Origin of the sequence: Lysinibacillus sp. RC46, assembly GCF_041262385.1 — a bacterium.
GTDB lineage: Bacteria > Bacillota > Bacilli > Bacillales_A > Planococcaceae > Lysinibacillus.
This window is the reverse complement of sequence record NZ_JBGCCF010000022.1, coordinates 36,151-60,334: the sequence shown is the minus strand read 5'-3', so window position 1 is coordinate 60,334 and position 24,184 is coordinate 36,151. Positions and strand designations below refer to the sequence as shown.

At 35.9% G+C, this 24,184-nt stretch carries 21 protein-coding genes; 13 read left to right on the top strand and 8 right to left on the bottom strand.

The window, feature by feature from the left end:
- Positions 1–23: 23 nt before the first annotated feature.
- From ABH966_RS18680 to ABH966_RS18670, 3 genes are all read right to left on the bottom strand, one after another.
- Entirely contained in the window at positions 24–2,186 is a 2,163-nt protein-coding gene (locus ABH966_RS18680) for a 5'-nucleotidase C-terminal domain-containing protein (RefSeq protein WP_370080980.1), read from the bottom strand.
- A gap of 327 nt (positions 2,187–2,513) precedes the next feature.
- The gene (locus ABH966_RS18675) at positions 2,514–3,353 is read right to left on the bottom strand and encodes an RluA family pseudouridine synthase (protein ID WP_370080978.1); all 840 of its coding nucleotides are present in this window, start codon (positions 3,351–3,353) and stop codon (positions 2,514–2,516) included.
- Between the two features lie 55 nt (positions 3,354–3,408).
- Entirely contained in the window at positions 3,409–3,834 is a 426-nt protein-coding gene (locus ABH966_RS18670; protein WP_370080976.1) for a disulfide oxidoreductase, read from the bottom strand.
- Between the two features lie 443 nt (positions 3,835–4,277).
- Between ABH966_RS18670 and ABH966_RS18665 the strand changes: the two genes are divergently transcribed.
- Both ABH966_RS18665 and ABH966_RS18660 read left to right on the top strand, forming a co-directional pair.
- Positions 4,278–5,393, top strand: coding sequence for a GAF domain-containing sensor histidine kinase (locus tag ABH966_RS18665; RefSeq protein ID WP_370080974.1), 1,116 nt, complete (start codon positions 4,278–4,280; stop codon positions 5,391–5,393).
- An 11-nt stretch (positions 5,394–5,404) separates the two neighbouring features.
- Positions 5,405–6,052, top strand: coding sequence for a response regulator (locus tag ABH966_RS18660; protein ID WP_370080973.1), 648 nt, complete (start codon positions 5,405–5,407; stop codon positions 6,050–6,052).
- A 78-nt stretch (positions 6,053–6,130) separates the two neighbouring features.
- Here the strand turns inward: ABH966_RS18660 and ABH966_RS18655 are convergent, their stop codons facing one another.
- Positions 6,131–7,249 carry a response regulator gene (locus tag ABH966_RS18655; protein ID WP_370080972.1) on the bottom strand — a complete coding sequence of 373 codons (1,119 nt, stop codon included), beginning with the start codon at positions 7,247–7,249 and terminating at the stop codon, positions 6,131–6,133.
- Positions 7,250–7,860: 611 nt separating this feature from the next.
- Here ABH966_RS18655 and ABH966_RS18650 point away from each other — a divergent pair.
- The 3 genes from ABH966_RS18650 (at position 7,861) to ABH966_RS18640 (ending at position 10,083) form a co-directional block, all read left to right on the top strand.
- Positions 7,861–8,781 carry a helix-turn-helix transcriptional regulator gene (locus tag ABH966_RS18650; protein WP_370080971.1) on the top strand — a complete coding sequence of 307 codons (921 nt, stop codon included), beginning with the start codon at positions 7,861–7,863 and terminating at the stop codon, positions 8,779–8,781.
- Between the two features lie 70 nt (positions 8,782–8,851).
- Positions 8,852–9,592, top strand: coding sequence for a zinc ribbon domain-containing protein (locus ABH966_RS18645; protein WP_370080970.1), 741 nt, complete (start codon positions 8,852–8,854; stop codon positions 9,590–9,592).
- Between the two features lie 212 nt (positions 9,593–9,804).
- Entirely contained in the window at positions 9,805–10,083 is a 279-nt protein-coding gene (locus tag ABH966_RS18640) for a hypothetical protein (protein WP_370080969.1), read from the top strand.
- A 322-nt stretch (positions 10,084–10,405) separates the two neighbouring features.
- Here the strand turns inward: ABH966_RS18640 and ABH966_RS18635 are convergent, their stop codons facing one another.
- The 3 genes from ABH966_RS18635 to ABH966_RS18625 form a co-directional block, all read right to left on the bottom strand.
- A complete protein-coding gene (locus ABH966_RS18635) occupies positions 10,406–11,734 on the bottom strand; it encodes a hemolysin family protein (RefSeq protein WP_370080968.1) in 1,329 nt (442 codons plus the stop codon).
- A gap of 812 nt (positions 11,735–12,546) precedes the next feature.
- Positions 12,547–12,963, bottom strand: a complete 417-nt coding sequence (locus ABH966_RS18630) for a hypothetical protein (RefSeq protein WP_370080966.1) — start codon at positions 12,961–12,963, stop codon at positions 12,547–12,549.
- 255 nt (positions 12,964–13,218) lie between these two features.
- Positions 13,219–13,422: a YheE family protein gene (locus ABH966_RS18625; RefSeq protein WP_370080964.1), complete on the bottom strand. Its 204-nt coding sequence runs from the start codon at positions 13,420–13,422 to the stop codon at positions 13,219–13,221.
- A gap of 315 nt (positions 13,423–13,737) precedes the next feature.
- On the opposite strand from ABH966_RS18625, the gene ABH966_RS18620 reads away from it, so the two are divergent.
- From ABH966_RS18620 to ABH966_RS18595, 6 genes are all read left to right on the top strand, one after another.
- Complete coding sequence (locus tag ABH966_RS18620; protein ID WP_370080962.1) at positions 13,738–14,880, top strand: DUF445 domain-containing protein; 1,143 nt, start codon at positions 13,738–13,740, stop codon at positions 14,878–14,880.
- Positions 14,881–14,897: 17 nt separating this feature from the next.
- The gene (locus tag ABH966_RS18615; protein WP_370080960.1) at positions 14,898–15,242 is read left to right on the top strand and encodes a YlbF family regulator; all 345 of its coding nucleotides are present in this window, start codon (positions 14,898–14,900) and stop codon (positions 15,240–15,242) included.
- Positions 15,243–15,520: 278 nt separating this feature from the next.
- On the top strand, positions 15,521–16,183 hold the full coding sequence (locus ABH966_RS18610) for a ribonuclease H family protein (RefSeq protein ID WP_370080958.1): 663 nt from the start codon (positions 15,521–15,523) through the stop codon (positions 16,181–16,183).
- Positions 16,184–16,530: 347 nt separating this feature from the next.
- Positions 16,531–17,451, top strand: a complete 921-nt coding sequence (locus ABH966_RS18605; protein WP_370080956.1) for a stalk domain-containing protein — start codon at positions 16,531–16,533, stop codon at positions 17,449–17,451.
- A 161-nt stretch (positions 17,452–17,612) separates the two neighbouring features.
- Positions 17,613–18,653 carry an LCP family protein gene (locus ABH966_RS18600; RefSeq protein ID WP_370080954.1) on the top strand — a complete coding sequence of 347 codons (1,041 nt, stop codon included), beginning with the start codon at positions 17,613–17,615 and terminating at the stop codon, positions 18,651–18,653.
- A 150-nt stretch (positions 18,654–18,803) separates the two neighbouring features.
- Positions 18,804–20,309, top strand: a complete 1,506-nt coding sequence (locus tag ABH966_RS18595) for a coproporphyrinogen III oxidase (protein ID WP_370080953.1) — start codon at positions 18,804–18,806, stop codon at positions 20,307–20,309.
- 128 nt (positions 20,310–20,437) lie between these two features.
- Here the strand turns inward: ABH966_RS18595 and ABH966_RS18590 are convergent, their stop codons facing one another.
- On the bottom strand, positions 20,438–21,517 hold the full coding sequence (locus ABH966_RS18590) for a CdaR family transcriptional regulator (protein ID WP_370081049.1): 1,080 nt from the start codon (positions 21,515–21,517) through the stop codon (positions 20,438–20,440).
- Between the two features lie 143 nt (positions 21,518–21,660).
- On the opposite strand from ABH966_RS18590, the gene ABH966_RS18585 reads away from it, so the two are divergent.
- A complete protein-coding gene (locus ABH966_RS18585; protein ID WP_370080951.1) occupies positions 21,661–22,800 on the top strand; it encodes a glycerate kinase in 1,140 nt (379 codons plus the stop codon).
- Positions 22,801–24,147 carry a GntP family permease gene (locus ABH966_RS18580; protein WP_370080949.1) on the top strand — a complete coding sequence of 449 codons (1,347 nt, stop codon included), beginning with the start codon at positions 22,801–22,803 and terminating at the stop codon, positions 24,145–24,147. It abuts the gene before it with no gap.
- Positions 24,148–24,184: the final 37 nt, after the last annotated feature.

Here is a 24,184-nt window from a genome sequence, read left to right as displayed (position 1 = left end):
AGAAGCGGGATTTTGTAAATTTATTATTTAGATTCTTTTACAAATGGAATATAGTTAGAAAGCATTTTTGCCATATGCGCACGTGTCGCGTTGTTACTAGGCATAAATTTGCCGTTTACGCCGCTAACAATCTTTAAGTCTTTCATAAGGGCAATAGCATTTTGAGTTTCAGCGTTGTATTGAGAAATATCACTGAAATCAGCTTTTAAACCAGTTTTTGCATCGTGTTGTAGGTTGTATGCACGAGCAAACATTAAGGAAAGTTGAGCACGAGTTACTTTTGTATTAGGATTGAATTTACCATTCACACCTTGTACAATTCCTGCTTCAGCAAGTGCTGTAATTTCTTTTTGTGTTGCAGGATTTACATTCGCAAGATCAGAGAATGTTGCTTGACCTTTTGCTTCAAGCTTTAAGGCACGTGCGATAAATGATGCAGCTTGTGCACGAGTTAAGTTTGCGTTTGGTGAATATGTTGTTGCTGAAGTACCGTTAGTTAAATCACGGTAATAAAGGTCACGAACAAAGCCTTCTGTTTCTGAACCTTTTGCGATATCTTTAAACGGAATTGTTGCGATAATACGTCCTTCTACTTTTGGATCAACTTTTTTCAGTGTATCTAAATGTTCAATAAACATTTCGTAGTCAATTGTACCAGGTTCACTTACACGGCCGTCCTCATAAACTTTTTTCAGTGTATCATAGCCGTCTCCACCTTTAGCAGTGAATGTATTTGTTGCCGCTTTATAATATGCTGCTTTATCAATCTCTTTACCATTTAATTTAATAGATTTTACACGTTTACCAGCTGGTGCTTTACCGTCAAATTCTACTTGTAAACCAGAGAAGTGTAGGAAGCCACCAGATTCTTTAGGGAACTCTTTCACACTATGTTCAACGATTTCATAAATTTCAGCACCTTTTAATTTTACGATACCAAGTGCATTACCGAATGGCATAACTGTCATAACCTCACCAACAGTAATATCTCCTGCATCAATACCAGCGCGGATACCACCACCATTTTGGAATGCAAATTGTACTTCAGGGTCAATTTTTTTAGCACCAGCAAGCATCCCATCAGTAATTAAGTTACCAAGGTTTGTTTCACCAGCACGAACACCCCAAAGATTACGACCGCCATTTAGTGGTGAAACAGCTGTATTACCTGTTGATTGATTTAATATTTTTGAAATTTTCTCTTTATATGGAGCTAAAAGTGCTGTAGCCTCTGCGTCAGCTTGGACATCTTTTAAAGCATGTAACTGACCGAAGTAGTCAACAACGGCACCATTATCGTCGAATGTTAGTTCTAATTCACCTAAATTTTCGCTATATTGGCCTGTTTGAACGATAATTGTAGGGTTCTTAAATGGTGTTTCAGCTTTCACAGGCTTGTCTAATTTTGTATGTGTATGACCACCTACGATTACATCAATACCTTCTACAGCTTTCGCTAGTAATTGGTCATTATCCCAATCAGCGGAGTCATCGAAGCCAATATGAGTAACTGCGATAATTTTGTTAACACCTTGTTTTTCAAATTCTGTTACTGCTTTTTTCGCAGAGTCGATATAGTTTGCAAATTGGACGTTAGCAACGCTTGAAATGGTAGGTGTTTCTTCTGTTGTTAAGCCGAAAATACCTACTTGTTGTCCATCGATTTCTTTAATGATACCGTCATAAATTTTACCGTTTTTAAAGTCTTTTGTGACTGTTTTGAATTGTAAGCCATCGAATAAAGAATCTTTTGAAAAATCTAGATTGGATCCTAGTAATGGGAACTCTGCGCCCTTAACGAATTTAGCAAGTGCAGCATGTCCTTCTGGGCTTGATCCTAAATCGAACTCATGGTTACCAAAAGTCATGGCATCATAACCCATTAAGTTCATTAACTTCATATCAGTTTCCCCAGCAAATTCGTTAAAGTATAAAGTACCAGAGAAAACATCACCAGCATCTAAAAGAAGTGAGTTTGCATTTGCAGCACGAAGTTCTTTTACTTTTGTTGCACGCTTTGGAGCATCCTCAACGTGTGCATGCGTGTCATTTGAGTGTAGAATTGTTAATTTGAAATCATCTTTCTTAGCTGTTGGTGTTGCTTCCGCTGCATGTGCGGCAAAACCGGGTGTAGCTAGTAAACTAGCAGCTAGAGTTGTTGCTGCAATACTTTTAACCCATTTCATCAATAAATTCCCCCTCATATTAGTCAGATGACTGACAATTTAATCTAATTCTATCATGAAAGAAATCCACCGTCATTACCAATAATGGAAATGTATAATAAATTTACTGTAAAAAATAGATGAAAGAAATGTAAATATTATATTTATACTTTTTTAGGATTATAAGTAAATGGATTGAAGTAATAGCTCATCACCATAACGTGTTGTTGATTTCAACAAGTGTCATCCACAACTTTTGATGATGAGCGAAAGAAATAAAAAAGGTATACAAAAACTGCACTTTAAATTGTTAGCTTATGTGCAACAATTTAAAGTGCAGTACGATAATTACTGCTGATCCTTTACAACGATCACCTTATTTAAAAATGGATGCTCGAATTCCAATTGAATAGCATGGAGCTCATAGTCGTCACTTGCCGTTTCTCTTGCGCCATACATTGTATCTCCAATAATCGGATGACCGATATGTGCTAAATGTACGCGAATTTGATGTGTTCTTCCTGTTTCAAGAATTAGATGGACAACACAAGAGCTTTTATAGCGCGCTACAACTTCATAGTGTGTAACCGCATGCTGTCCAGTTTTTGAAACGACACGTCTTGTTGCATGATGTCGGTCTTTTCCGATTCCTTCAGAAATCGTGCCAGAAGTAGAGCGTAAATTCCCTTGCACTTCTGCAGCGTAAGTTCGAATAATGGATTTTTCCTCAATCATACGATCAAAGATTGATTTTGCTAAAGGATGTTTTGCTACAAGTAACAAACCTTGTGTTCCTTTATCTAAACGATGGACATGCTCCGCATAAGTGCCACCTTGCTCTTTAATATGAGCCATAACATGATTCATACAAGTGTGAGTATCACGTGCATCATTTGGATGTGTCGACATACCTTTTGGTTTAGAAACGATCAAACAATGGTCATCCTCATAGACGACATCAATTGCACAAACAGGTGTCGGTTGATAATTGGATGCCGGAATAGGAAATGTAAATTTTATTGTTGTGCCTATCTGTAGTGGGTCATTCCACTGAATTGGCTCTCCGTCCATTGTTGTGATAGCCTTCGCCATTCGTAATTCATGGACTAGCTTTTTACCGAGTCTCCAATGATTGCGTAATAGATCCTCGATTGTCAAATTATTCGTATTTATTTCATAGTGAAACATAAATCTTCCTCCGTAGAAAAGACCGTATTCCAAAATGTAGAACACGGCCTCATAATTATTTTGCTGTTTTAGCAGCCTTCATTACATAAAAGCTTGCCCCTGCAATTAAAATAAATGCAGTTAGCGCTAAAAATGGGATTGTGATAAAACCTAACCAGTTAATATATTGACCAGTACATGAAACAAGACCACAAGATGGTGCAGTATCAGCTAAAAAACTTAGCTTTTGAATACCATAATGGTAAAGTGATATACTGCCTCCCATAATGGCAAAAACAGCGGTTGTTACAGCAATACGTGCATTTTTTTGAATAAAGGCAATCGTTGTCATAATGACAATTGGATACATGAAAATTCGTTGGTACCAACACATTTTACAAGGTTCATAATGACGAATTTCAGAAAAGTATAAGGAACCCAGTGTTGCAACGACAGAGACAATCCAAATAAATAATAAGCCATTTTCCACTTTTTTAGACATGTAAATTCTCTCCTTAGTATAACCATGTACTTGTTCGATTATAGATGTTCTAGTTTTATATGTAAATTAACTTACCCAAAATAAGGTATCATCACCAAAACGTGTGGTTGATTTCCGTTCCGACTGGGCGCTTTCCTGGGGCGTCCGATGAGCCGCTTAGGCCAACACGAGGTTGGTCACGAAGGCGTTTATCACAGGACGTGATGGTTTTAGCCTTCGTTCCTCTATTGCTGATCCCCAAGGAGTCGCCCAGCCTCCACTACAATCAACTTATTTACATAGTATACGTTTTAACAAAAGTCATCCACAACTTTTGGTGATGAACCAAAATAAGGTATATTCTTATGAAAAATTTCAGTCTAAAGTATGAACGGCTGAGGCAGACGTTCCAGACTTTGAAATGTTATCATTAAAATTAGTAATGCCAAAGAAGAGGTGTTTTTGTGAGGGACAATGATCATTCCAATATTGGTATTTTAAAAGAAATTGCAGAGTTATTAAACGAAGAAACTGAAATTGTGTCGATGCTAAAGGGAGCACTTGTGAAATTTTTAAATGGCACAAATTTTGAAACGGGCTGGATTTTTTTTATCGATGAAAAAGGGCGCTCAGAGCTTGTTGTCCATGTCAATTTACCAGAGGCACTGGAGCATAAAAATTGCCATTATTTAGAAAGGGGAGGCTGTTGGTGTGTTTCCCGCTATCGTAATGAGGAATTAAAGAAAGCCTCTAATATTATTGAATGTCAACGTATTGAAAGCGCCATTGCAGCAAATGTTGGTGATCACGAAGGCATTACACATCATGCAACAGTGCCGCTTCAATCTGGACAAGAGCGTTTTGGTGTCTTAAATGTTGCATCGAAGGATACCGTGCGTTTTTCAGAGGAAGAGCTAGCATTACTTGAATCGGTTGCATTTCAGATGGGGTCGGCCATTAAGCGTATTTTACTGACAAAGCAGGAGCAAGAAATGGCACTTGTGAAGGAGCGCAATCGTCTAGCTCGAGATTTACATGATTCCGTGAATCAGCTACTTTTTTCAGTTACATTAACGGCGAGAGCTGGTATTGAAATGACAAACGATAGTGATGTGAAGGAAACGTTTAAGGAGATTCAGCACTTAACACAGGATGCCTTAACAGAAATGCGTGCTCTTATTTGGCAACTCCGTCCAAAAGGATTAGAAAATGGTTTACTTGAAGCGATAAAAGTGTATGCTGAAATGCTTGGCTTGAAGCTTCATGTAACGGTCTCAGGTGTACTGCAATTCCCATCACGTATCGAAGAAACATTATTTCGGGTAGCCCAAGAAGCACTTAATAATGTTCGCCGTCATGCTGGTGTTCTGGAGGCTGCGCTTTATATTACGGTTACTTCTACAGATATTTTACTTGTTATTCGTGATGAGGGACGAGGCTTCGTCGTCGATCATAACACAAAGCTACTTTCGATAGGCTTGCAATCCATAAAGGATCGTGCAAAATCAGTTGGTGGAAAAGCTGACTGGGTTAGTGAAATTGGCAAAGGAACAGAGCTGTTAATCCGCTTGCCATATTAGGGGGGAAGAGTATGATACGTGTTTTAATCGCAGATGACCATCATGTAGTGCGTCGTGGATTATTATTTTTCTTAAAAACACAGAAAGATATAGAAGTTGTAGGAGAAGCGAAAAATGGCCTAGAGGCAGTAACTTTAGCGGAAAGTATACAGCCAGATATTATACTCATGGACTTGGTAATGCCTGAGATGGATGGGATTCAGGCAACGAAGCGCATTAAAGCTAAGTTTCCACAAATAGAAATTCTAATGCTGACAAGCTTTTCAGACCGTGATCATGTAGTGCCAGCAATGGAGGCAGGAGCTGCAGGCTATCAGTTGAAAGATATTGAACCTGATGAGTTGGTATTGTCCATTCGTCGTATTATGCGAGGCGAAAATACATTACATCCAGAAGCAACAACAACTCTTGAAATGGACCGTCAAGAATCAAAAAATGCACCTCATGTTTTAAACCCACTAACACCTCGTGAACAGGATGTGCTTGCAGAGCTTACAAAAGGGAAAAGTAATCGAGAAATTGCATCCTCTTTATTCGTTACAGAAAAAACGGTGAAAACTCATATTTCTAATATTTTCACGAAGCTACAAGTGCAGGATCGTACGCAGGCAGCCCTTTATGCTGTGAAGCACGGGTTAACAGAGGGTAGCGGTGTATAAAATATAAAAAAATAAGTAAAACGGCGAGTTCCTACAAATTGTAGTAGCCCGTCGTTTTTTAATGAATAAATCCTTTATTTATTTTAGAACAAAGAAATTGTTAGAGATATCAATTAATGTAGAGCTTGGCGAAATCGATAGGTCATCTTTTAGCTTCTGTTCATAAGCGAGGAATACTTTGTATGCTTGTTCATGAAACCCCGCATTTATTAAAATGTGTAAATAGTGCTCAAGTTTTTGTTCATTATATGGATCAAACTCTAATAGTCTATTTAAAAAATTTAATGCCTTATCAATATCCGTTAGTAATGTTGCTTGAAAACCTTTTTCTAATAAATCTATGTATGATTTCGTCAGCTTATCTTTATAGGCAGTGGCCCACTCATAATCATCATAAATGAGTAGTCCATTTTTATAAATTGAGAGACTTTGATTGATCAAAGAAATTGGTGGGAATTCTAACTTCGTGAAATCCTCATAATATCTATGAAAGTCATATAAATCACAAAGGATGTTCGGTTTTTCGAAGATATAGTATTTGTTTGAAAAAATAATACAGTTTGCATAACCTATATTATTTAAGGTTTTTCTTAAATAAGAAAGTGCGGTATGAAGATTCGATTTTGCTCGTACATAGTCTAAATCAGGCCATAGAATTTCAATTAAATAATCACGATGAATAGGAATGTTTGGATGTAATATGAAATATACAAATAACTCCTTTGTTTTCTCGGTTTTGAAGGCAACTAAGCTGTTGTTGCTATATGCGGCAAATTGATTAAAGCATTGTACGTTTAACATGGTTTTCGAAGCTTTTTTAATCATTTGCTGAATGGAATATTCATGCTCGATACGAGAAATAGTTTTTTCTAAGCGAGCATGACTAATTGGTTTAAGTACGTAGTCAAGACCTCCGATTTCATATGATTGTAAAGCAAATTCTTTATATGAAGTTATAAAAATAACACTAACATGTGGACGATCAGTTTTGATAATATCAGCTAATTCAAGCCCAGTCAGTTCATTCAGCTTTGCCTCTAAAAAAATTACGTCAAATTCTATTATTGGAAGCTCATTTAAAAATACTTCTACACTTGTAAAAGTTTGAATTACCTGTATTTGCTGAAATGCTTGTAGTTTACTTTGAAAATAGTGTAAAGCTAAAGGTTCATTGTCTATTAAAACGGCTCGAATCACGTCAAAATCTCCTTTTTACAATTAAATTGAAAACCATTAAACTCTAGTTTGTCGTCTTTGAAAATGCTTTTCGAATATAGGGTGGGCACTAAAAGTAAATTCCACATAAAATTAAAAATTTGACACCAAAATTTAGCTCTTTGTATTCCGTTTTCCATAAGTTAGTGTCGGATCTCCTCATACGCTATCTATTCGTACAGGATTTATTTGTTTAGCTTTTTCCCGATGCTGGCTCGTGCTCCGTGCTAAACCTTTTTACATAGAAATTAGGACTTCCACAAATAGTTACTATAAAGTTTTTCTACTTAATAGTTTTCAGTGTCCTTATATAGAGGATAGAAGTTTTATATGTTGTGATAAGAGAATTGAAATAATTAAGCGTTTATTGTTAAAAACAACGTAGTTATAGTAGAGATTATAAGTACCTAAGTTGTTTTTTCTTATATTGTAAAAATAGTATAATGAATGTAATAATTTGTTAGGCGCTATTATAGTACATTTGACTTAAATAAAACTCAAAAAGTACTTAAAAAATACTTAAAGTAGATAGGGAATTAGTAGGTAAAACGCAATTAGCATACAAATAGAATTTATCGTAAAGGAGTACAAATATGAAATTAGAGCGTCTTTTAACGATGATAATGATTTTAATAAATCGTAAAAAAGTGACAGCCCAGGAGCTTGCCGATTTATTTAATGTGTCAGTTCGTACTATTTATCGAGATATTGAAACATTGAGCTGTGCTGGGGTTCCTGTTATTAGCCAGCAGGGAGTTAATGGAGGGATTAGTTTAATTGAGGGCTATCGTGTGGATAAGCAAGTGTTAACGAAGGAAGAGCTTACGTCACTTTCTATTGCCATTAAAAGTGCATTAACAACGTACGAGGATTCGCATGCCGAAGCAGTACTTGAAAAATTAACAGGTGTTGCGGATGAGGAAGTAAAACAATCGATTGATCAACTGTTTATTGACCTTAGTCCTTGGGGGCCAAACGTTATTTTCAAGGAACAGATAACTTTATTAAAAAAGGCAATTGAACGTGAATATTGTATAAGCTTTACGTACTCTACTACACATGGCTGTATAACAAGAAGATTATTAGAGCCACACACTTTAGTACAAAAGGGAAAAGTTTGGTATGTTTATGGCTATTGCACATTGAGAGAAGATTTTCGCTTATTTAAAATTTCAAGAATGAAGGATATAAAAGAAGAGATGACGACATTTCAGCGCAAAGAAGTCAACTTGTCTGAACTCCCGTGGGATAAAGAGTGGCATCATCCTCAAAATATAGTAAACCTTACGTTATCTTTCGATTCTGCAATAACAACATTAGTAGAAGAATCATTTGGCGCTGAACATGTAGATAATGAGAGCTCAACTATTAACATTGCATTGCCTGAGGATGAATGGTTATATGGCTTTCTTCTAAGCTTTGGCCATCGCTTAAAAGTTTTAGAACCACCACATATAAGTGAGATTGTGCGAAAACGGGCGCAGGAAATTGTTGAGTTGTATAAAAAACACTAATTGATGACATACAGATGTCAGGTTTCCTTTGTTATAGTCATAACAAATAGAACGAAGGGTGGATTTAATGATGCAAAGTTATTGTCAAAGCTGTGGAATGCCATTAGTGGATGAAGCTTTACTTGGTACAGAAAAAGAAGGACACAAAAGTCAGGATTACTGCACATATTGTTATGAATTAGGAGAGTTTAAGCAGCCAAATCTAACAGTTGAAGAAATGATTGAAATTTGTGTGCCGCATTTAAAGGGAGATGGCATGGGGGAAGAAGAAGCACGCCAAATGTTGACTTCTTTTTTACCAAGCTTAAAGAGATGGAGAAAGCATGACATAAAAGAACCGGCTGTGAACAATAAAGAATCATTTCAAATTGTAGGAATTTCAGCACGAACAAGCAATGCGAATGAAATTACCTCACAAGCAAAAATCCCACAATTATGGACGAACTTTTATCAACAAGATGTAACGGGACAAATAGCTAATGCAGTAAATCAAGTAACATATGGCCTGTATTCCGACTACGAAACAGATGTTAATGGAGAGTATTCAATTACACTTGGAATGGAAGTAGTAGCTACCGACGAAATTCCTGAAGGTATGGTCGGAAAAACAGTGCCAGCTGCAAAATATTTAGTTTTTACTTCTGACAAAGGTCCATTTGAAGAAGTTGTCGTAAAAGCATGGCAGGATGTTTGGGCTTGGTTCGCAAACTCAGGTGTAGAGCGAACATACACAGGTGACTTTGAAATGTACGATGAACGATGTGCCAACCCACAAGAAGCACAGGTCGATATTTATATTGCAATCAAATAATTAAACAAATTAAGCTTCCTGTCTATGATTGATAGGAGGCTTATTTGTTGGGGATTTTTACATTTGAAATATTGTGAAAGCATACATTCCTATGATTATGTACTGTATAATAAAAAAAGAATATTCTGACGTTTGTTAGGTGAATAATACAACGGTAATTAATTCTCATGATGGTGACAAATCGTTTATTACTGTAAGGAAGGAGTAGTTGTTTGGCTAAGAAAAAAGTAGGGGACATTTTAAGTGTTTCATCGTTATTACCCGTCATAATAAGTGTTATTTTTTTCTATTTAAAAAGAGGACCCGATTTTGATATTTATTTTGGTATCACCTTGTTTAGCATTTTAGCAATCATCGGTATTATATTTGCAGTAGTCTCTTTGGTATGGTCTAAAAAACGTATTTTCGGTTGGATTGGTCTTTTCGCAAATATATTACTTTTGGTTTATGCTTTTCTATTGCAATTAGCAATGGGAATCGGTGAACCATAAACCTTAATGGTGTTGAAGTTCAAACTGCACTGCCGATCGCCACAAATGCTTTTAATAGCGATTGCACTGTGTCAGTTGCCTCCCATCGGGCATAATAAAACGACCCCCTTCTCATGTAAGGGAGTCGTTTTTTGCGTTTAGATTTAGTTTATTTCAGTAGAAGCTCTTGCCATTATAGGTTGTGAGCAAAATACTATTTTTATCGCCCGAATCAAACAAGCGCAATTTTTATATTACCAAGGCAAATACGATAAGGCAATTTATTTTCTTTCAGCGCTTGTCCAAACGCAATTATGCCGAGGCATAATAGATTTTTTGTCTGTTACTCATCGTTTTCATTTGATAAATCACGTTCAGGTAATTTCAGAACTTCTAAGTATAAAATATGGTGACCATCTAATTCTTTTGCGATAAATTCATAACCTTGTTCTTCAATACTGTCTCCTTCGACTGCATCAAAGCGCATTGTCATGAACCAACCACCGATTGTATCAATATCATCATCTTCTATGTCAGTACCTAGCATATCATTTACGTTTTCTACTAGCATCTTCGCATCTAAAATAAAGTGATCTTTTGCAATTTCCTGAACCTCTGGAATTTCATCTTCATCGAATTCATCTTGAATTTCGCCGACAATTTCCTCAATAATATCCTCAATCGTAACTAGACCAGATGTTCCGCCATATTCATCCATTAAAATGGCCATATGAATACGTTCACGCTGTATTTTTAGTAACAAGTCGTTAATTTGCGTTGTTTCCATTACGCGAATAATTGGCTGCATATAGTCAATCACTTGCTTATCGCCATTTGCTGGGTCTTTAATGTAAGCAGTTAATAAGTGTTTCATATTGACTAAGCCGATAATATGGTCTTTGTCACCATCGATAATTGGGTAACGGGTATATTGCTCAACGCCCATTAAATCGAAAACCTCTTTAATCGTTAGTTCTTTTTCTATACCAACGATTTCAGTACGTGGGACCATGATTTCTTTCGCAAGACGATCAGAGAACTCAAAAATACTGTTTACATATTCATATTCTGAAGTATTAATTTCTCCACCCTTTAAACTATCCGACAAAATCATACGTAACTCTTCTTCAGTATGGGCTACTTCTGATTCTGACATCATTTTCAAGCCGAAAAGGCCAGTTAAGCCACGCGCAGATCCGTTTAACAGCTTAATGATTGGATAAGTAACATTGTGGAATAAAATTAATGGGCCAGAAAGATTTAATGTTACAAATTCTGCTTTTTGGATGGCAAGTGTTTTCGGCGCCAATTCCCCTATTACAACATGCATAAACGTTACAATTGAAAATGCAAGTATAAATGAAAGGACAGTAGTAAAATTTTCACTCAAATTTAGAAATTCAAACACTGGATTCAAGATAATCTTAAATGTAGGTTCACCAAGCCAACCTAGACCTAAAGCAGTGATCGTAATACCTAATTGACATGCAGATAAGTATTCATCTAAATCTGAAATTACACGTTTTGCATTTTTTGCTTTTTTATTCCCTTCGGCAAGCAATTGATCAATTCGTGTGGATCTTACTTTAACGATTGCAAATTCGGTTGCAACGAAAAATCCTGTCATTATGATTAGTAGGGCAAATGCCGCCAACCTTATGGTTATTTCCATTATGTCTCCGTCCAAATAATTCCTTTGTCCCCGCCCGAATGAGGGAGGTAAACAAAGTGTACACCTCCTATGATATTAAAAAATTGTTGAATGACTTAATCATAAAATATTTATAGGCAAAACACAAATATTGACAACAATTTTTTTAACTTCTTTCAGCGGGTGACCAACATCATGTTGCTGTCGCTACGTTGCACTACGCTTTCGCACAAAAAACATCTGTTGCTGTCGCTACGTTGCACTACGCTTTCGCACAAAAAACAAATCAATTATGCTGAAGCAAAATTGATTTGTTTTTCACACCGTAAATTGAAAAAATTAAATAAATTCAAACACCAAAAGATTGAAAATAGAAATTTGTTATGCTAACTTTAAATATAGCAAAGAAGATAGTTTGTTTAGAGAAAGAAGCATTTAATCTCATATAAAACGACACGTCAAAAATCTCAAGAGAACTATACTTGCGGATTTTTTTAAATGAATTATTTTTAATAGCAACAAAAAGGAGCTATCACATTCATATGGGGTGGCTCTTTTGTTATGTTGAAAATTAATATGGTCAAAGAAATCTATGTGGATGTTGTGGAAAGTCGCTTCGCTTTCGTAAAATATTTGTAGCTGAAGTTAAGTTTTATCATTATAAATTAGAGTGATATAAAGAGGTTGATTCGAGTGGAGACTGAACGCCCCCAGTCGGAGCGGAAATCAACCCCCTCTGAAGAACGATATTATGACTCTTTAATTTCAAAATAGTTTTTCATAAAAAAGGAGCCAGTTTCATTTATTGAGACGGCTCCTTCTGCTTTAATTATTTATTGTTGTTGAAAACGTAATTTTAAGCACGCTTTTTCCACATCGTGAAGCGTTTCTTTAAACGGTATTTCACCTGAGTAAAGTGCAATTGAAACAGGTGCTTTTTCTGTTATACCTTGCTGTGTAAAAATATAATTTTTGCCCTTATACGTTAAATATATATTTTTTACAGGCCTTTTTCCGAAAGGATTAGTAGATGAATTGAAAAATCCTTTTAATTGACTGCAGTATTCATTGTAGAAATCACTTTTAAAGCCAGAAAGAGCCTCAAATTTTTTACTATCAATAGCTTCAGCCTCATTCGCTAACTCGAAAATTTTAGCGGAAAATTCGGAAAAAACTTCTTTTACTTTTGTACGAATTAATGCTTTTGAATTATAACTGTTTAAGTCATCAGAAAGAGTGACTTTACTCATTTAAATAGCCTCCTGCATAAAAAACCTTTAATTCTTAATAACATAAATGTATAAGAAAAATAAGGGAATTTCAATATACTTAACCATTTTTAAGCTAATAGCAATGTTGAAATTAGTAAAAAATAGGTGTTTTTATGCAATTGAGAACAGGAAAATACTACTCGCATCTTCATTCAGCAGCTTTCTGTGCGACAGCAACAAATATTTTCTGTGCGAAAGCAAAGCGACAGCACAATTACGCCAAATCGAAATTGATCAGTCGTAAACATGGTACAACATAAGCTCATGAATCATTTTTTTTACATCCTCTTCGTTTGGAGGGATAGTTCCATTCCATTGTATAACGCCATCTTTTAAGTACTCCGCTGTATAACGTTCACGTTGATAAAAGAACGAAATAGACCACCCTGGAAGCTGAGAATTTTCAAATAAAGGCTTAAAGCTAAAATGCTGAATCATAACCAAACCCCATTTCTTATATATGTAGTTAATATTATTCAAGGATAGTGGTAATTTTGCAACTCCAAATCTCATTCCTATCGTAATGAGCTGAAAAAGGATTTTTTGTTGATATTTTGCTTATACTACTCGAATCGCGCATTAAAGCGAGTAGCTCGTAGCGGAAATTAGTATTTCAAAATTAATAAAGATGGATAAAAATAGTTAATCTAATAGAGGGTATTTCTTTCGTAGAAAATCATTGCTCTGCTATAATTAGTGCATTAGGCGACAAATTACGCCAATAGTGAATACAATTGAAATGAGAGGATACTAATGGATAATTTTATAGTGACATTAATATTTATGGCAGTTATCGGTGCTGCAATCGGTGGTATAACGAATCACCTAGCTATTAAAATGCTTTTCCGACCACATAATGCCATATATATTAAAAATTGGCGAGTGCCTTTTACACCAGGTCTTATTCCGAAACGACGTGACGAATTAGCAAAGCAACTTGGGCTAACGGTTGTGAATTATTTATTAACACCTGAAACTTTTAGAAAGAAGTTTTTCTCAAAGGATATTCAGGACAAGGTAGAACAGTTTGTACAAGCAAAGGTAGAAGAAACGATTTTTACAAATGATAAAACAATTCAGGATTGGCTATCATTAGCTGGATTTTCCAATATGCCAGCAACAATTGAACAGAAGGTAGAAGCAATTGTTGAGGGACAATTTGAATCAGTTAAGAATACACTATCAACGAAATCAATTCGTACACTATTATCAGCAGATATTCAAAATACAATTGATGCAAAGATTCCAGTAGCGGTTGATCATATTTTAGAAAAAGGTGAGGATTATTTTTTATCACCTGAAGGCGAACTGACAATTAAGGCGATGATTGATGACTTCTTATCGTCAAAAGGATCACTTGGTGGAATGATTAATATGTTTTTAGGTGATTCTTCGTCGCTCATGTCAAAGGTTCAGCGTGAGCTTATAAAATTTTTACAGAAACCAGGAACATCAGCATTATTAACGAAAATTTTTACTCAGGAATTAGAGAAATTAAAAGATCGCCCAGCAATGGATTTCTTACAGGATATTCATTTTGAACAAATATTATCGAAGTTGCAAACTTACGTAAAAGAACAATTAGCACTTGAAGAGCGCTTGAATTATCCGATTTCGCATTACTGGCCAGAAGGTAATTCATGGATGAAGGAAACTGTGATTCCACAAGCCATTGAAAAAGCTTTTGTAAAAGCTGAAGAGAAATTAGAAGATGTGTTGAAACGCTTAAATTTACAAGAAGTAGTACGTGAGCAGGTTGATTCTTTCCCTGTAGAGAAATTAGAGGAACTTGTACTAGGTATTTCAAAGCGTGAGTTTAAAATGATTACAGTACTTGGTGCAGTTCTTGGTGGATTGATTGGGATTGTGCAAGGGTTAATTGTTTACTTTATTTAAAAAGGAGAATTATGTTTATGATTAATATTTACAATGAAATTAATGCGTTAGAGGCAGCTTTACGTAAAACACCTGAATTTGAAGTGTTAAAAGAAGCAGTGACAGCTGTTAAGGAAGATGAAGAGGCAGTAAATTTATTCAAAAATTTCCGTAAGGTTCAAATTGACCTACAGAAAAAGCAGTTAACTGGCGAAGATATTTTGGAAGATGAACTTGTATACGCGCAAAAAGCAGCACAGCTTGCACAGCAAAATGCAAAAATTTCTGCAATGCTTGAGGCAGAAATGAAGCTAAGTAAGATCATTGAAGAGGTAAACCGCATTTTAATAAAACCTATTCAAGCATTGTATGAAGAATTTTAACAGCGAAGAAAAACATCAAAGCGGCGGAGATCAGCATCCAGGCGGCGGAAAAGCATCATTTAGCGGCGATGTTCAACGACCAAGCAGCATAACAACAAGTTCTAACGTCGCAAACGAGAGTTCTGAAAAAACAGATGCTATCGTCGATCTGATCAAAAAGCTTTCTTAGGCATAAAAATACTAATAGTTGCACATATAACAAGTAAGAAGAAAAACGTGTTTCCGCAAGCAGGAGCACGTTTTCAATTTATGGCTCAATATCTATTGGAGGTTTTATTATGCATGTAATCATTGAATGGACCTATAAAGCGAAAAAAGGTGCGGAAACTGTTTTACGTTCAGAAGAAATGCCAGCAGCCCAAGCATTACTACTTGCGGAGGACATGGAGCGAACAGGGAGAGTAAAATCACTGCATTGTGTCGATCGACAGGATACAAACTGGTCTTTAAAGGAACTCAAGGCATATTTAAAGGAAATTGACACTGAGCCACACAATATTACAGTCTATTTTGATGGGGGCTTTGATCGTGCAACAAATCAATCAGGACTAGGCTGTGTGGTTTATTATGAGCAAAATGGCAAGCCATATCGATTGCGACAAAATTCTTTTTCGTCCGAGCTTAAATCCAACAATGAGGCAGAATACGCAGCGCTATATTTGGGATTAGTCGAGCTTGAGCTATTGAATGTTCACCATTTGCCCGTTTGCTTCACAGGTGATTCCCAAGTTGTTATCAATCAATTAAGCGGAGAATGGCCAGCACTTGAAAAGAATTTATCTAGCTGGGCAGATAAAATTGATGCAAAGCTAGAGAAGCTCAGTATCCAGCCAGAGTACAAGCTTATATCACGTAAAGAAAATTCTGAAGCCGATCGTCTTGCAACTCAAGCATTAAACGGTATCGATATTACAGGATTAAGGGAAATGGTAAAGGAGTAGGTATTAGATACTCCAAAAGAAAAGTGGCTAGGACAAAACTAGTCAAAACTTTAAAAAGTGCGAGAAATCAATTTTCGAAACATTGATTTCTCGCACTTTTCTTATGTGAAAATTCATGATCAAGGATCTTACCACTTCGCACAAAAAACAACTGTTGCTGCCGCTACGTTGCACTACGCTTTCGCACAAAAAACAACTGTTGCTGTCGCTACGTTGCATTCGTTATTGCTAATTATAATAGATATTTACCAATAAATGGCTTTCGTCACAAATTTTCCTGCTTTTAATGAAACTTTTACCATTCTAAAACTACTACTACTATGAACCTAATAATAAGGAGAGATTTTATGAACATGAAAAAATTTGCACCTGTAGCAATGACAGCATTATTATTTGGAAGTGTAGTAATGCCAGTCGCTTCGGCAAAAGATAATCCGACAAAGACGGAACAACAACTACCACAAATTCAAATTGATCCTGTTCACATTTTTAATACTACTTATGGAACAGTTGAAAAAGTCAATTCTAGTGAAAAAATTACATATTTCACAGTGAAAGATGGCGATCAAACGAACATTTTAGAGATAACAAAAGATACACTTGTTTTCGATAATACAGGTAAAAAAGTGGATCTTAAAGAAGGGGATAAAATAGTAGCTTATACATTTGCGAACAAGCCACAAAAATTAATTTATCCACCACAATTCAATCCCGAAGTTGTCATTATTGAAACTAAAGAAGCTGGATTTGTTGAAGTTGATTACTTCTTTGAAAACCTAACAAATACTTATGATATGTTAAAATTAAGCATTGGTGAAAACACGGAGCTTTTAAATACGAAGGGAGAGAAAGTTGCAGCTAAAGATTTAGTAGAGAAGAACTTAGTAGTTTTTTATACAGCTTCAACAAAAAGTATCCCCGCTCAAACAACCCCTTCTAAAGTAATTGTTCTTGATGACGAATCAGGAAATACAACAGAAAATACTATAGATGCAGAAATAGCAGAAATAATCGCGACAGATTATTATGAAGTTGATGGAACAAAGATGGTTCCGTTGCGTTTGATTGCCGAAAAGCTTGGTTATACAGTGGAGTCAACAGGTAAAGGTGCAATTGTATCTAAAGGCAATTTATCTTACACAATTACTCGTGGAGAAAAAATGTTTGGTTATAACAAAGCATTACGCTCACTTAATGAAGCCCCTGCTTTGTTAGGAGGTAATAAAACATATGTACCAGTTGAATTTGTAGAGGAATACTTAAAATAATTTTAAAAAATCCCCATAAAGGTAGATTTACCTTTATGGGGATTTTTAGAATTTAATTTCCAAAAATATTCATTATAGGAAACTTGAAAGGACAAACAGCGTCTTAATTAACGGAGAGAATGACTTTACTTCAGGAATTCAAATAGAAGAGAGGATTTAATTTGGAAAGAAAAACAAGAAGCTCTAAAAAAGCGAAACCTAAAAATAAAGTTATAAAAATAACCTTCCTAGTAATTGTAATTTCACTATTAACCGTCACTAGTTACGGAGCTTATGCGTTTGTTAAATTTAAAAATGCCTATGATAGTTCAAAGGTTGATTTAAATAGAGCAGGAAATAAATCAGAACTTAGGGAAGAGGATGTTTCCTTTACGAAAGATCCAATCTCAATTCTATTATTAGGTGTTGAAAATTATTCAAGTAAGGAGAAGGATGGTCGAGCGGATACTCAAATGGTCATTACTTTGGATCCGGATAAATCTGAAATAAACTTAATTACAGTACCTCGGGATGCAAGAGTTAAAATAGAGAATGCTGGGGAATATACAGGTATACATAAAATCAATGCCGCTTATAATTACGGATCAATTACAGGCTATGGGGCAATTAAACTGCAATTAGAGACAGTTGAAAAATTCCTTAATATACCGATAGATAACTTTATTGCAGTAAACTTTGATGGCTTTAGAGATATTGTCGATGCTTTAGGTGGAGTTACAATAGATGTAAAAGAGGATTTCTGGGAAGATAATATTTACGATAGAAAACAAAGGATAGAATTTCATAAAGGAGAGGCACATTTAAATGGGGAAGAGGCACTTGCATTTGTAAGAATGAGATATAGACCTGTTAATGCTTCATACTCACGCGAAGAGAGACAAAGACAATTTTTGACTGAAACGATTAATCAAGCAAAATCGACGAATACAATATTCAAAATTGGTCAAATAGCAGATATTTTAGGAAAAAACGTAGAAACAGATTTAAACACTAATGAAATTTACGCACTCCAAAAGCAATATTTGAATTCCAAAAACATAACTACGAAAACGTTAGAAATAAAAGGAGAAGATCAGTATATCGGTAAAGTTTCTTATTTTATACCCGATATGGAAGGCTTGGAGAAAGTAAGTATGGAATTAAGAAAAATTCTTAAACTAAAAGAAGAAAAATTCAAAACAAATGCGGCTATAGATAATTAAAAGATAAGAATCCATTTTGATTAATTTTTTCAAAATGGATTTTTTGTATCATTAGACAGAATGTTCTGTTATTATTTCTGGCTTTGCTTAACGTTATAAAAATTTGTTAAACTATTGGTACTGTAATTTTGAGAGAAAAGAGCGAAGAAAATGAAAATTATTCACATAAATCAAAAATATCCTGAAGATTGGATTCGCGTATTAAATCATATTGCGAATTTATTTTTTGAGGATTCTAAGTTAAGAGTAGAGTCTGAAGGAACAGATATGACAGTGTCATTCGAATATAACGTTGGGGTTGATTTCTCAATATCTACAAAAGCCGTTTTAGAAGTGGAAAGTAAGCGTTATACGAATGATTACCGTATTCAATATGAAACTGAGGCTGAAGGACGTGAGCTAAATATTCGTATGAAGCGTGCTTTGTCTCACGTATTTTTAGATGTATTAGAGCAACATACTGGAATGCATCAGCAATGGGGAATTTTAACGGGTGTGCGTCCAACTAAGCTTTACCATAAATTCCGAAAAGCCGGGAAGAGTGAGGAAGAAATTGCAGATATTCTTATTCGTGATTTCCGTCTGTCAGAAGAAAAGGTAGCGCTACTAAAAGAAATAGTGGCTCGTCAGTTAGTGACGATTCCTGATATAGATGAAATCGGTAAAGAAATAAGCATTTATATAGGCATTCCTTTCTGCCCGACTAAATGTGCCTATTGCACGTTCCCAGCCTATGCGATTGGCAGCAATCGAAAACAAGGGCGTGTTGCTACATTTTTAGATGGGCTGCATATTGAATTACGTGAAATGGGGAAATGGCTGAAGGAAAATAATATGAAAATCACGTCCATTTATTGGGGTGGTGGTACACCGACATCTATTGAGGCCCATGAAATGGATGCATTGTATCAAACGATGCATGAGTCCTTCCCGCATTCTGAAACAATCCGTGAAGTAACTGTCGAAGCGGGCAGACCTGATACGATTACACCTGAAAAACTAGACGTGTTAAAAAAATGGGGCATTGACCGTATAAGTGTTAATCCACAATCGTATACAGATGAAACACTTAAAGCAATTGGTCGTCATCATACGGTACAGGAAACAATTGATAAGTTTTGGTTAGCACGTGAATCAGGCATGAATAACATTAATATGGATTTAATTATTGGTTTACCGAATGAAGGAATTGAAGAGTTCCAGCATTCATTAGATGAATCTGCAAAAATGCAGCCAGAATCGCTAACAGTTCACACATTATCATTTAAACGTGCATCGGAAATGACACGTAATAAGGATAAGTACAAGGTAGCAGACCGTGATACTGTTGCACAAATGATGCATATGGCACAAGTATGGACGAAGGAAAATGATTATGTACCATACTATTTATATCGTCAAAAAAACATTTTAGGTAATTTAGAAAATGTCGGCTACAGTAAAGCTGGTGAAGAAAGTATCTATAATATTGTCATAATGGAAGAAGTACAGACAATATTAGGGATTGGCTGCGGAGCATCCTCTAAATTTGTACATCCTGAAACAGGGAAGATTACGCAGTTCCACAATCCAAAAGATCCTGCTGCCTACATCATGACATTTGAAGAGGCAATTGGTAAAAAAATAGAGTTTTTAGACGAATTATATAAGGCATAAAAAATGATGGCAATCTGACGTGGTGTTCAGATTGCCTCTTTTATTCCGATAAATCGCGATAATGTTTCGATAAAGATAAAACCACAAAATGTTCCGATAAAATTAAAAAACATTCCGATAAAATCTCGTTATAATTTTCTTAAATCACACGCCATTTTTAATATAACAGCATCTTCAAAATATTGAGGATCGTAGCCTGTTAGCTCTCTAATTTTATTTAGTCTATAGGTGAGCGTATGGCGATGAATATTTAACTGTTGGGAGCAGAGCTTAAGCTGTAAATTACAATTAAAAAAAGCTTGTAATGTTTCAAGTTGCTTTGCATTCATGCTTTTGAGAACGCGTTGATGGAATGCTCGAATCGCCTCCGAATCTTGATTTTTAAAAAGAGAGAATAACTCTATATCTTCAAAATAAGTGATTTCTTTATTAATCAAGGCAAACTTTAGTGCCGTTTTAGCACCATGATAGCTATGAGGTAACTGAGATAAATGTTGGACGGTTGGACCAACTCCGATTTGTAAGGAATGTAGTTTTTGTTGCTTTTTTCGCAATGCCTTCATTATTTGCTGCTGTGTATTGTCCTCACAACTTGTTAACAGAATATAGTATTCATGTAGCTGACTATAACCTGAAAGTATAGGCTGCTTATAAAATAGATCTTCTAGAAAGAAAGGGATGCTATTCTCTGTGTATAAGGGTTCATCTAAGCTTACTAGTAGGATTTGAAAAGGTGCTACTAGTGGAAATGGCAGCTTATGGATCCGTTCCTGTAATGCCGCATCTAGCTTGCTACCATGAACTAGTGCTTCAAATATGTAGTCATTATTTTTTCTAAGCCATTCACTTTTTGATTCGATAATGGCTTGATGTGCCATGATTTCTGTCGTTAATTGGACAAGGTTGGCGATTTCTAGTATGTCCTCAGAATCCCCTGTAATCCCAATAACACCAATGACATCATCCTGATACATGATAGGCATATTAATGCCAGGCCTAGTGTTTGGATACTGGTCTATATTGTCCTCATTAATAATAAGCGTCTCCTTGTTTTTGGCAACATAGAGTGCGCCTTCATGAATATTCTCAACTCTCATTTTATCGCCAGAAGCTAAAATGGCACCGGTTGGACTAATGACATTAATGTTGCGACGTAATCGTAACATTGTTTGATGTACGATATCTTCTGCTAATTTTTTCGTTAATATGTTTATACACCTCGCATAATAAACATCTGTTATATTACAGCTAATTTATACATTCATTATAATGTTTTCTGAATTTATTGTCATTATAATAAATGTAAGCGCTTAACTTAATTGTGTTACAGAAAGAACTATGGAGGTATAAAATGAAAGTCGTTATTAGTCCAGATTCCTATAAGGGCACTTTATCGGCCATCGAGGTGGCTAATGCAATGCAGGCAGGAATCATGGACGTTGATCAATCGATTGAAACAATTATTCTCCCCGTTGCAGACGGTGGAGAAGGTACACTAGTATCACTTATCGCCTCAACGGATGGTCGATATATTTCACAATATGTACTTGACCCATTGGGGAGAGAGATTGAAGCAAGATATGGTGTACTTGGTGATAATGAAACATGTGTAATTGAAATGGCTCAAGCATCCGGTATTATGCTGTTACAGGACAACGAAAAAAATCCTGAACTTGCATCAACATATGGAACGGGACAGCTTATAAAGGCTGCTCTTGATGCAGGATTTAGGAAGTTTATTATCGGAATTGGCGGCAGTGCTACAAATGATGCTGGTGTAGGTATGTTAAAGGCACTTGGACTCCAATTAAAAAAAGAAGACGGCACTTTAATTTCCGAGGGGGTGTCATCACTATTAGATTTAGCTTTAATTGATGCTAGTCAGCTAGATGCTCGATTGAATGAAACGCAATTTATTATTGCATGTGATGTAGACAATCCACTAATTGGAGATCGTGGGGCAACGGCTATTTTTGGACCTCAAAAAGGTGTGAAGGAGCATCAAATAGCTTATTTTGATAGCTGTCTAAAGCGGTTTGCAGATATTATTGAAAAACAGTTTTGCATTCGACTACATGACTTCAAAGGGGCGGGTGCGGCAGGGGGAATGGGAGGTGCATTAGTAGCCTTTTTAAACGGTAGTTTTCATGCGGGTATTGATATTGTAATTGATGCAGTGCAGCTAAAAAAACATTTAGAAGGTGCTGGGTTTGTTATTACAGGTGAAGGCAAATCAGATTGTCAAACATTGCATGGAAAGGCGCCTTTAGGGGTAGCGAAGGTAGCAAAATTAGCAAATGCACAGGCTATTTTGTTGTCAGGGGCTATTGATGAAATTGATAAACCTGCGCTACTAAACTACTTTAATGTTGTTGAGTCATTAGTAGATGAGAAGATTAGTGTTCAGCAGGCAATGCAAAAGCCTTATGAATTTATTCGTCTAAAAACAAAAAGGATATTTGAGTATTACGTACAAATGGGGGATGAGTAAATGTTGTTCATCATTATTTTAATAGGGGTATTGTTTGTTGTATTTGGAACAGCAAAGTTAAAGCTTCATCCATTTTTGGCATTATTAATAAGCGCATTCTTTGTTGGAATTGTTTCGGGTTTGCCTTTATTAACAGTGGTTGAAAGCATTAACACCGGCTTTGGTGGGTTAATGACAAGCATCGGTTTAGTTATTATAGCAGGTACAATAATTGGTTTAATATTAGAAAAATCAGGGGCCGCTTATCGAATGGCAGAAGTGGTATTACGAGTTGTTGGTCCAAAGCGTCCTCAATTAGCAATGTCATTAATCGGTTATATCGTCTCTATCCCAGTCTTTTGTGATTCAGGCTTTATTATTTTATCGAGCTTACAGAAATCTTTAGCTAAGCGTGCTAATGTAACAATTGCCTCGATGGCTGTAGCTTTAGCGACAGGGCTTTTCGCTACTCATGTATTAGTACCGCCAACACCAGGGCCAATTGCAGCAGCTGGAAATATCGGTGCATCAGATTATTTAGGAACAGTTATTGTTATCGGGTTGATAGTAGCGATTCCAGCAACATTTGTAGGGTATTTATGGTCGGTGAAAGTAGCGACAAAAATTCGCGTACCAGAAGATGAAGTAGAAGCATTAGATTATGAGGAAGTCATAAAATCTTTTGGTAAAATGCCATCAACGTTTAAAGCATTTTTACCTATTGTACTACCTATCGTATTAATTGGTATTGGTTCGATTGCTGCATTAGTTGGTGATCCAGAATCAACATTAAATGCGATTTTCAGATTTCTAGGATCTCCAACAGTTGCTTTATTTTTAGGTGTCTTAGCAGCATCTTTGTTATTACCAGAAATTAGTGAAAATACGTTAACTGGTTGGATTGGTGAAAGTTTAAAAGAAGCAGCTCCTATTTTATTAATTACTGGAGCAGGTGGTTCATTTGGTACAGTAATAAAAAATGCTGGTGTTGGTGAAATGCTGCAAGAAATGGATTTAGGCATGTTTGCTTCAGGAAGCCTATTCCTCATTGTGCCATTTATCGTAGCAGCAGCATTGAAAACAGCTCAGGGGTCTTCAACGACAGCACTTGTTATTACATCTACACTTGTAGCACCAATGCTAGCCACACTTGGAATTGGAGGAGCGATACCGTTAGCATTAGTAGTCATGGCGATAGGTGCTGGGGCAATGACAGTTAGCCATGTCAATGATAGTTTCTTCTGGGTGATTACACAGTATAGCGGAATGGAAGTGACACAAGCATACAAAGCGCAAACAGTTGCAACCTTACTACAAGGGCTAGTCACTATTGTCGTAACAATGATCTTATGGTGGATTTTAGTTTAACTTCTTTCAGCAATTTTTTATATAACGAAAGCAAAAG

What these genes read in the sequence shown, in the direction of transcription:
- ABH966_RS18580 (WP_370080949.1), top strand. Translation starts at nt 22,801, where the DNA reads ATGTTGTTCATCATTATTTTAATAGGGGTATTGTTTGTTGTATTTGGA.
- ABH966_RS18605 (WP_370080956.1), top strand. Translation starts at nt 16,531, where the DNA reads ATGAACATGAAAAAATTTGCACCTGTAGCAATGACAGCATTATTATTT.
- ABH966_RS18635 (WP_370080968.1), bottom strand. Translation starts at nt 11,734, where the DNA reads ATGGAAATAACCATAAGGTTGGCGGCATTTGCCCTACTAATCATAATG.
- ABH966_RS18625 (WP_370080964.1), bottom strand. Translation starts at nt 13,422, where the DNA reads ATGATTCAGCATTTTAGCTTTAAGCCTTTATTTGAAAATTCTCAGCTT.
- ABH966_RS18680 (WP_370080980.1), bottom strand. Translation starts at nt 2,186, where the DNA reads ATGAAATGGGTTAAAAGTATTGCAGCAACAACTCTAGCTGCTAGTTTA.
- ABH966_RS18630 (WP_370080966.1), bottom strand. Translation starts at nt 12,963, where the DNA reads ATGAGTAAAGTCACTCTTTCTGATGACTTAAACAGTTATAATTCAAAA.
- ABH966_RS18615 (WP_370080960.1), top strand. Translation starts at nt 14,898, where the DNA reads ATGATTAATATTTACAATGAAATTAATGCGTTAGAGGCAGCTTTACGT.
- ABH966_RS18610 (WP_370080958.1), top strand. Translation starts at nt 15,521, where the DNA reads ATGCATGTAATCATTGAATGGACCTATAAAGCGAAAAAAGGTGCGGAA.
- ABH966_RS18670 (WP_370080976.1), bottom strand. Translation starts at nt 3,834, where the DNA reads ATGTCTAAAAAAGTGGAAAATGGCTTATTATTTATTTGGATTGTCTCT.
- ABH966_RS18650 (WP_370080971.1), top strand. Translation starts at nt 7,861, where the DNA reads ATGAAATTAGAGCGTCTTTTAACGATGATAATGATTTTAATAAATCGT.
- ABH966_RS18675 (WP_370080978.1), bottom strand. Translation starts at nt 3,353, where the DNA reads ATGTTTCACTATGAAATAAATACGAATAATTTGACAATCGAGGATCTA.
- ABH966_RS18620 (WP_370080962.1), top strand. Translation starts at nt 13,738, where the DNA reads ATGGATAATTTTATAGTGACATTAATATTTATGGCAGTTATCGGTGCT.
- ABH966_RS18595 (WP_370080953.1), top strand. Translation starts at nt 18,804, where the DNA reads ATGAAAATTATTCACATAAATCAAAAATATCCTGAAGATTGGATTCGC.
- ABH966_RS18660 (WP_370080973.1), top strand. Translation starts at nt 5,405, where the DNA reads ATGATACGTGTTTTAATCGCAGATGACCATCATGTAGTGCGTCGTGGA.
- ABH966_RS18645 (WP_370080970.1), top strand. Translation starts at nt 8,852, where the DNA reads ATGCAAAGTTATTGTCAAAGCTGTGGAATGCCATTAGTGGATGAAGCT.
- ABH966_RS18585 (WP_370080951.1), top strand. Translation starts at nt 21,661, where the DNA reads ATGAAAGTCGTTATTAGTCCAGATTCCTATAAGGGCACTTTATCGGCC.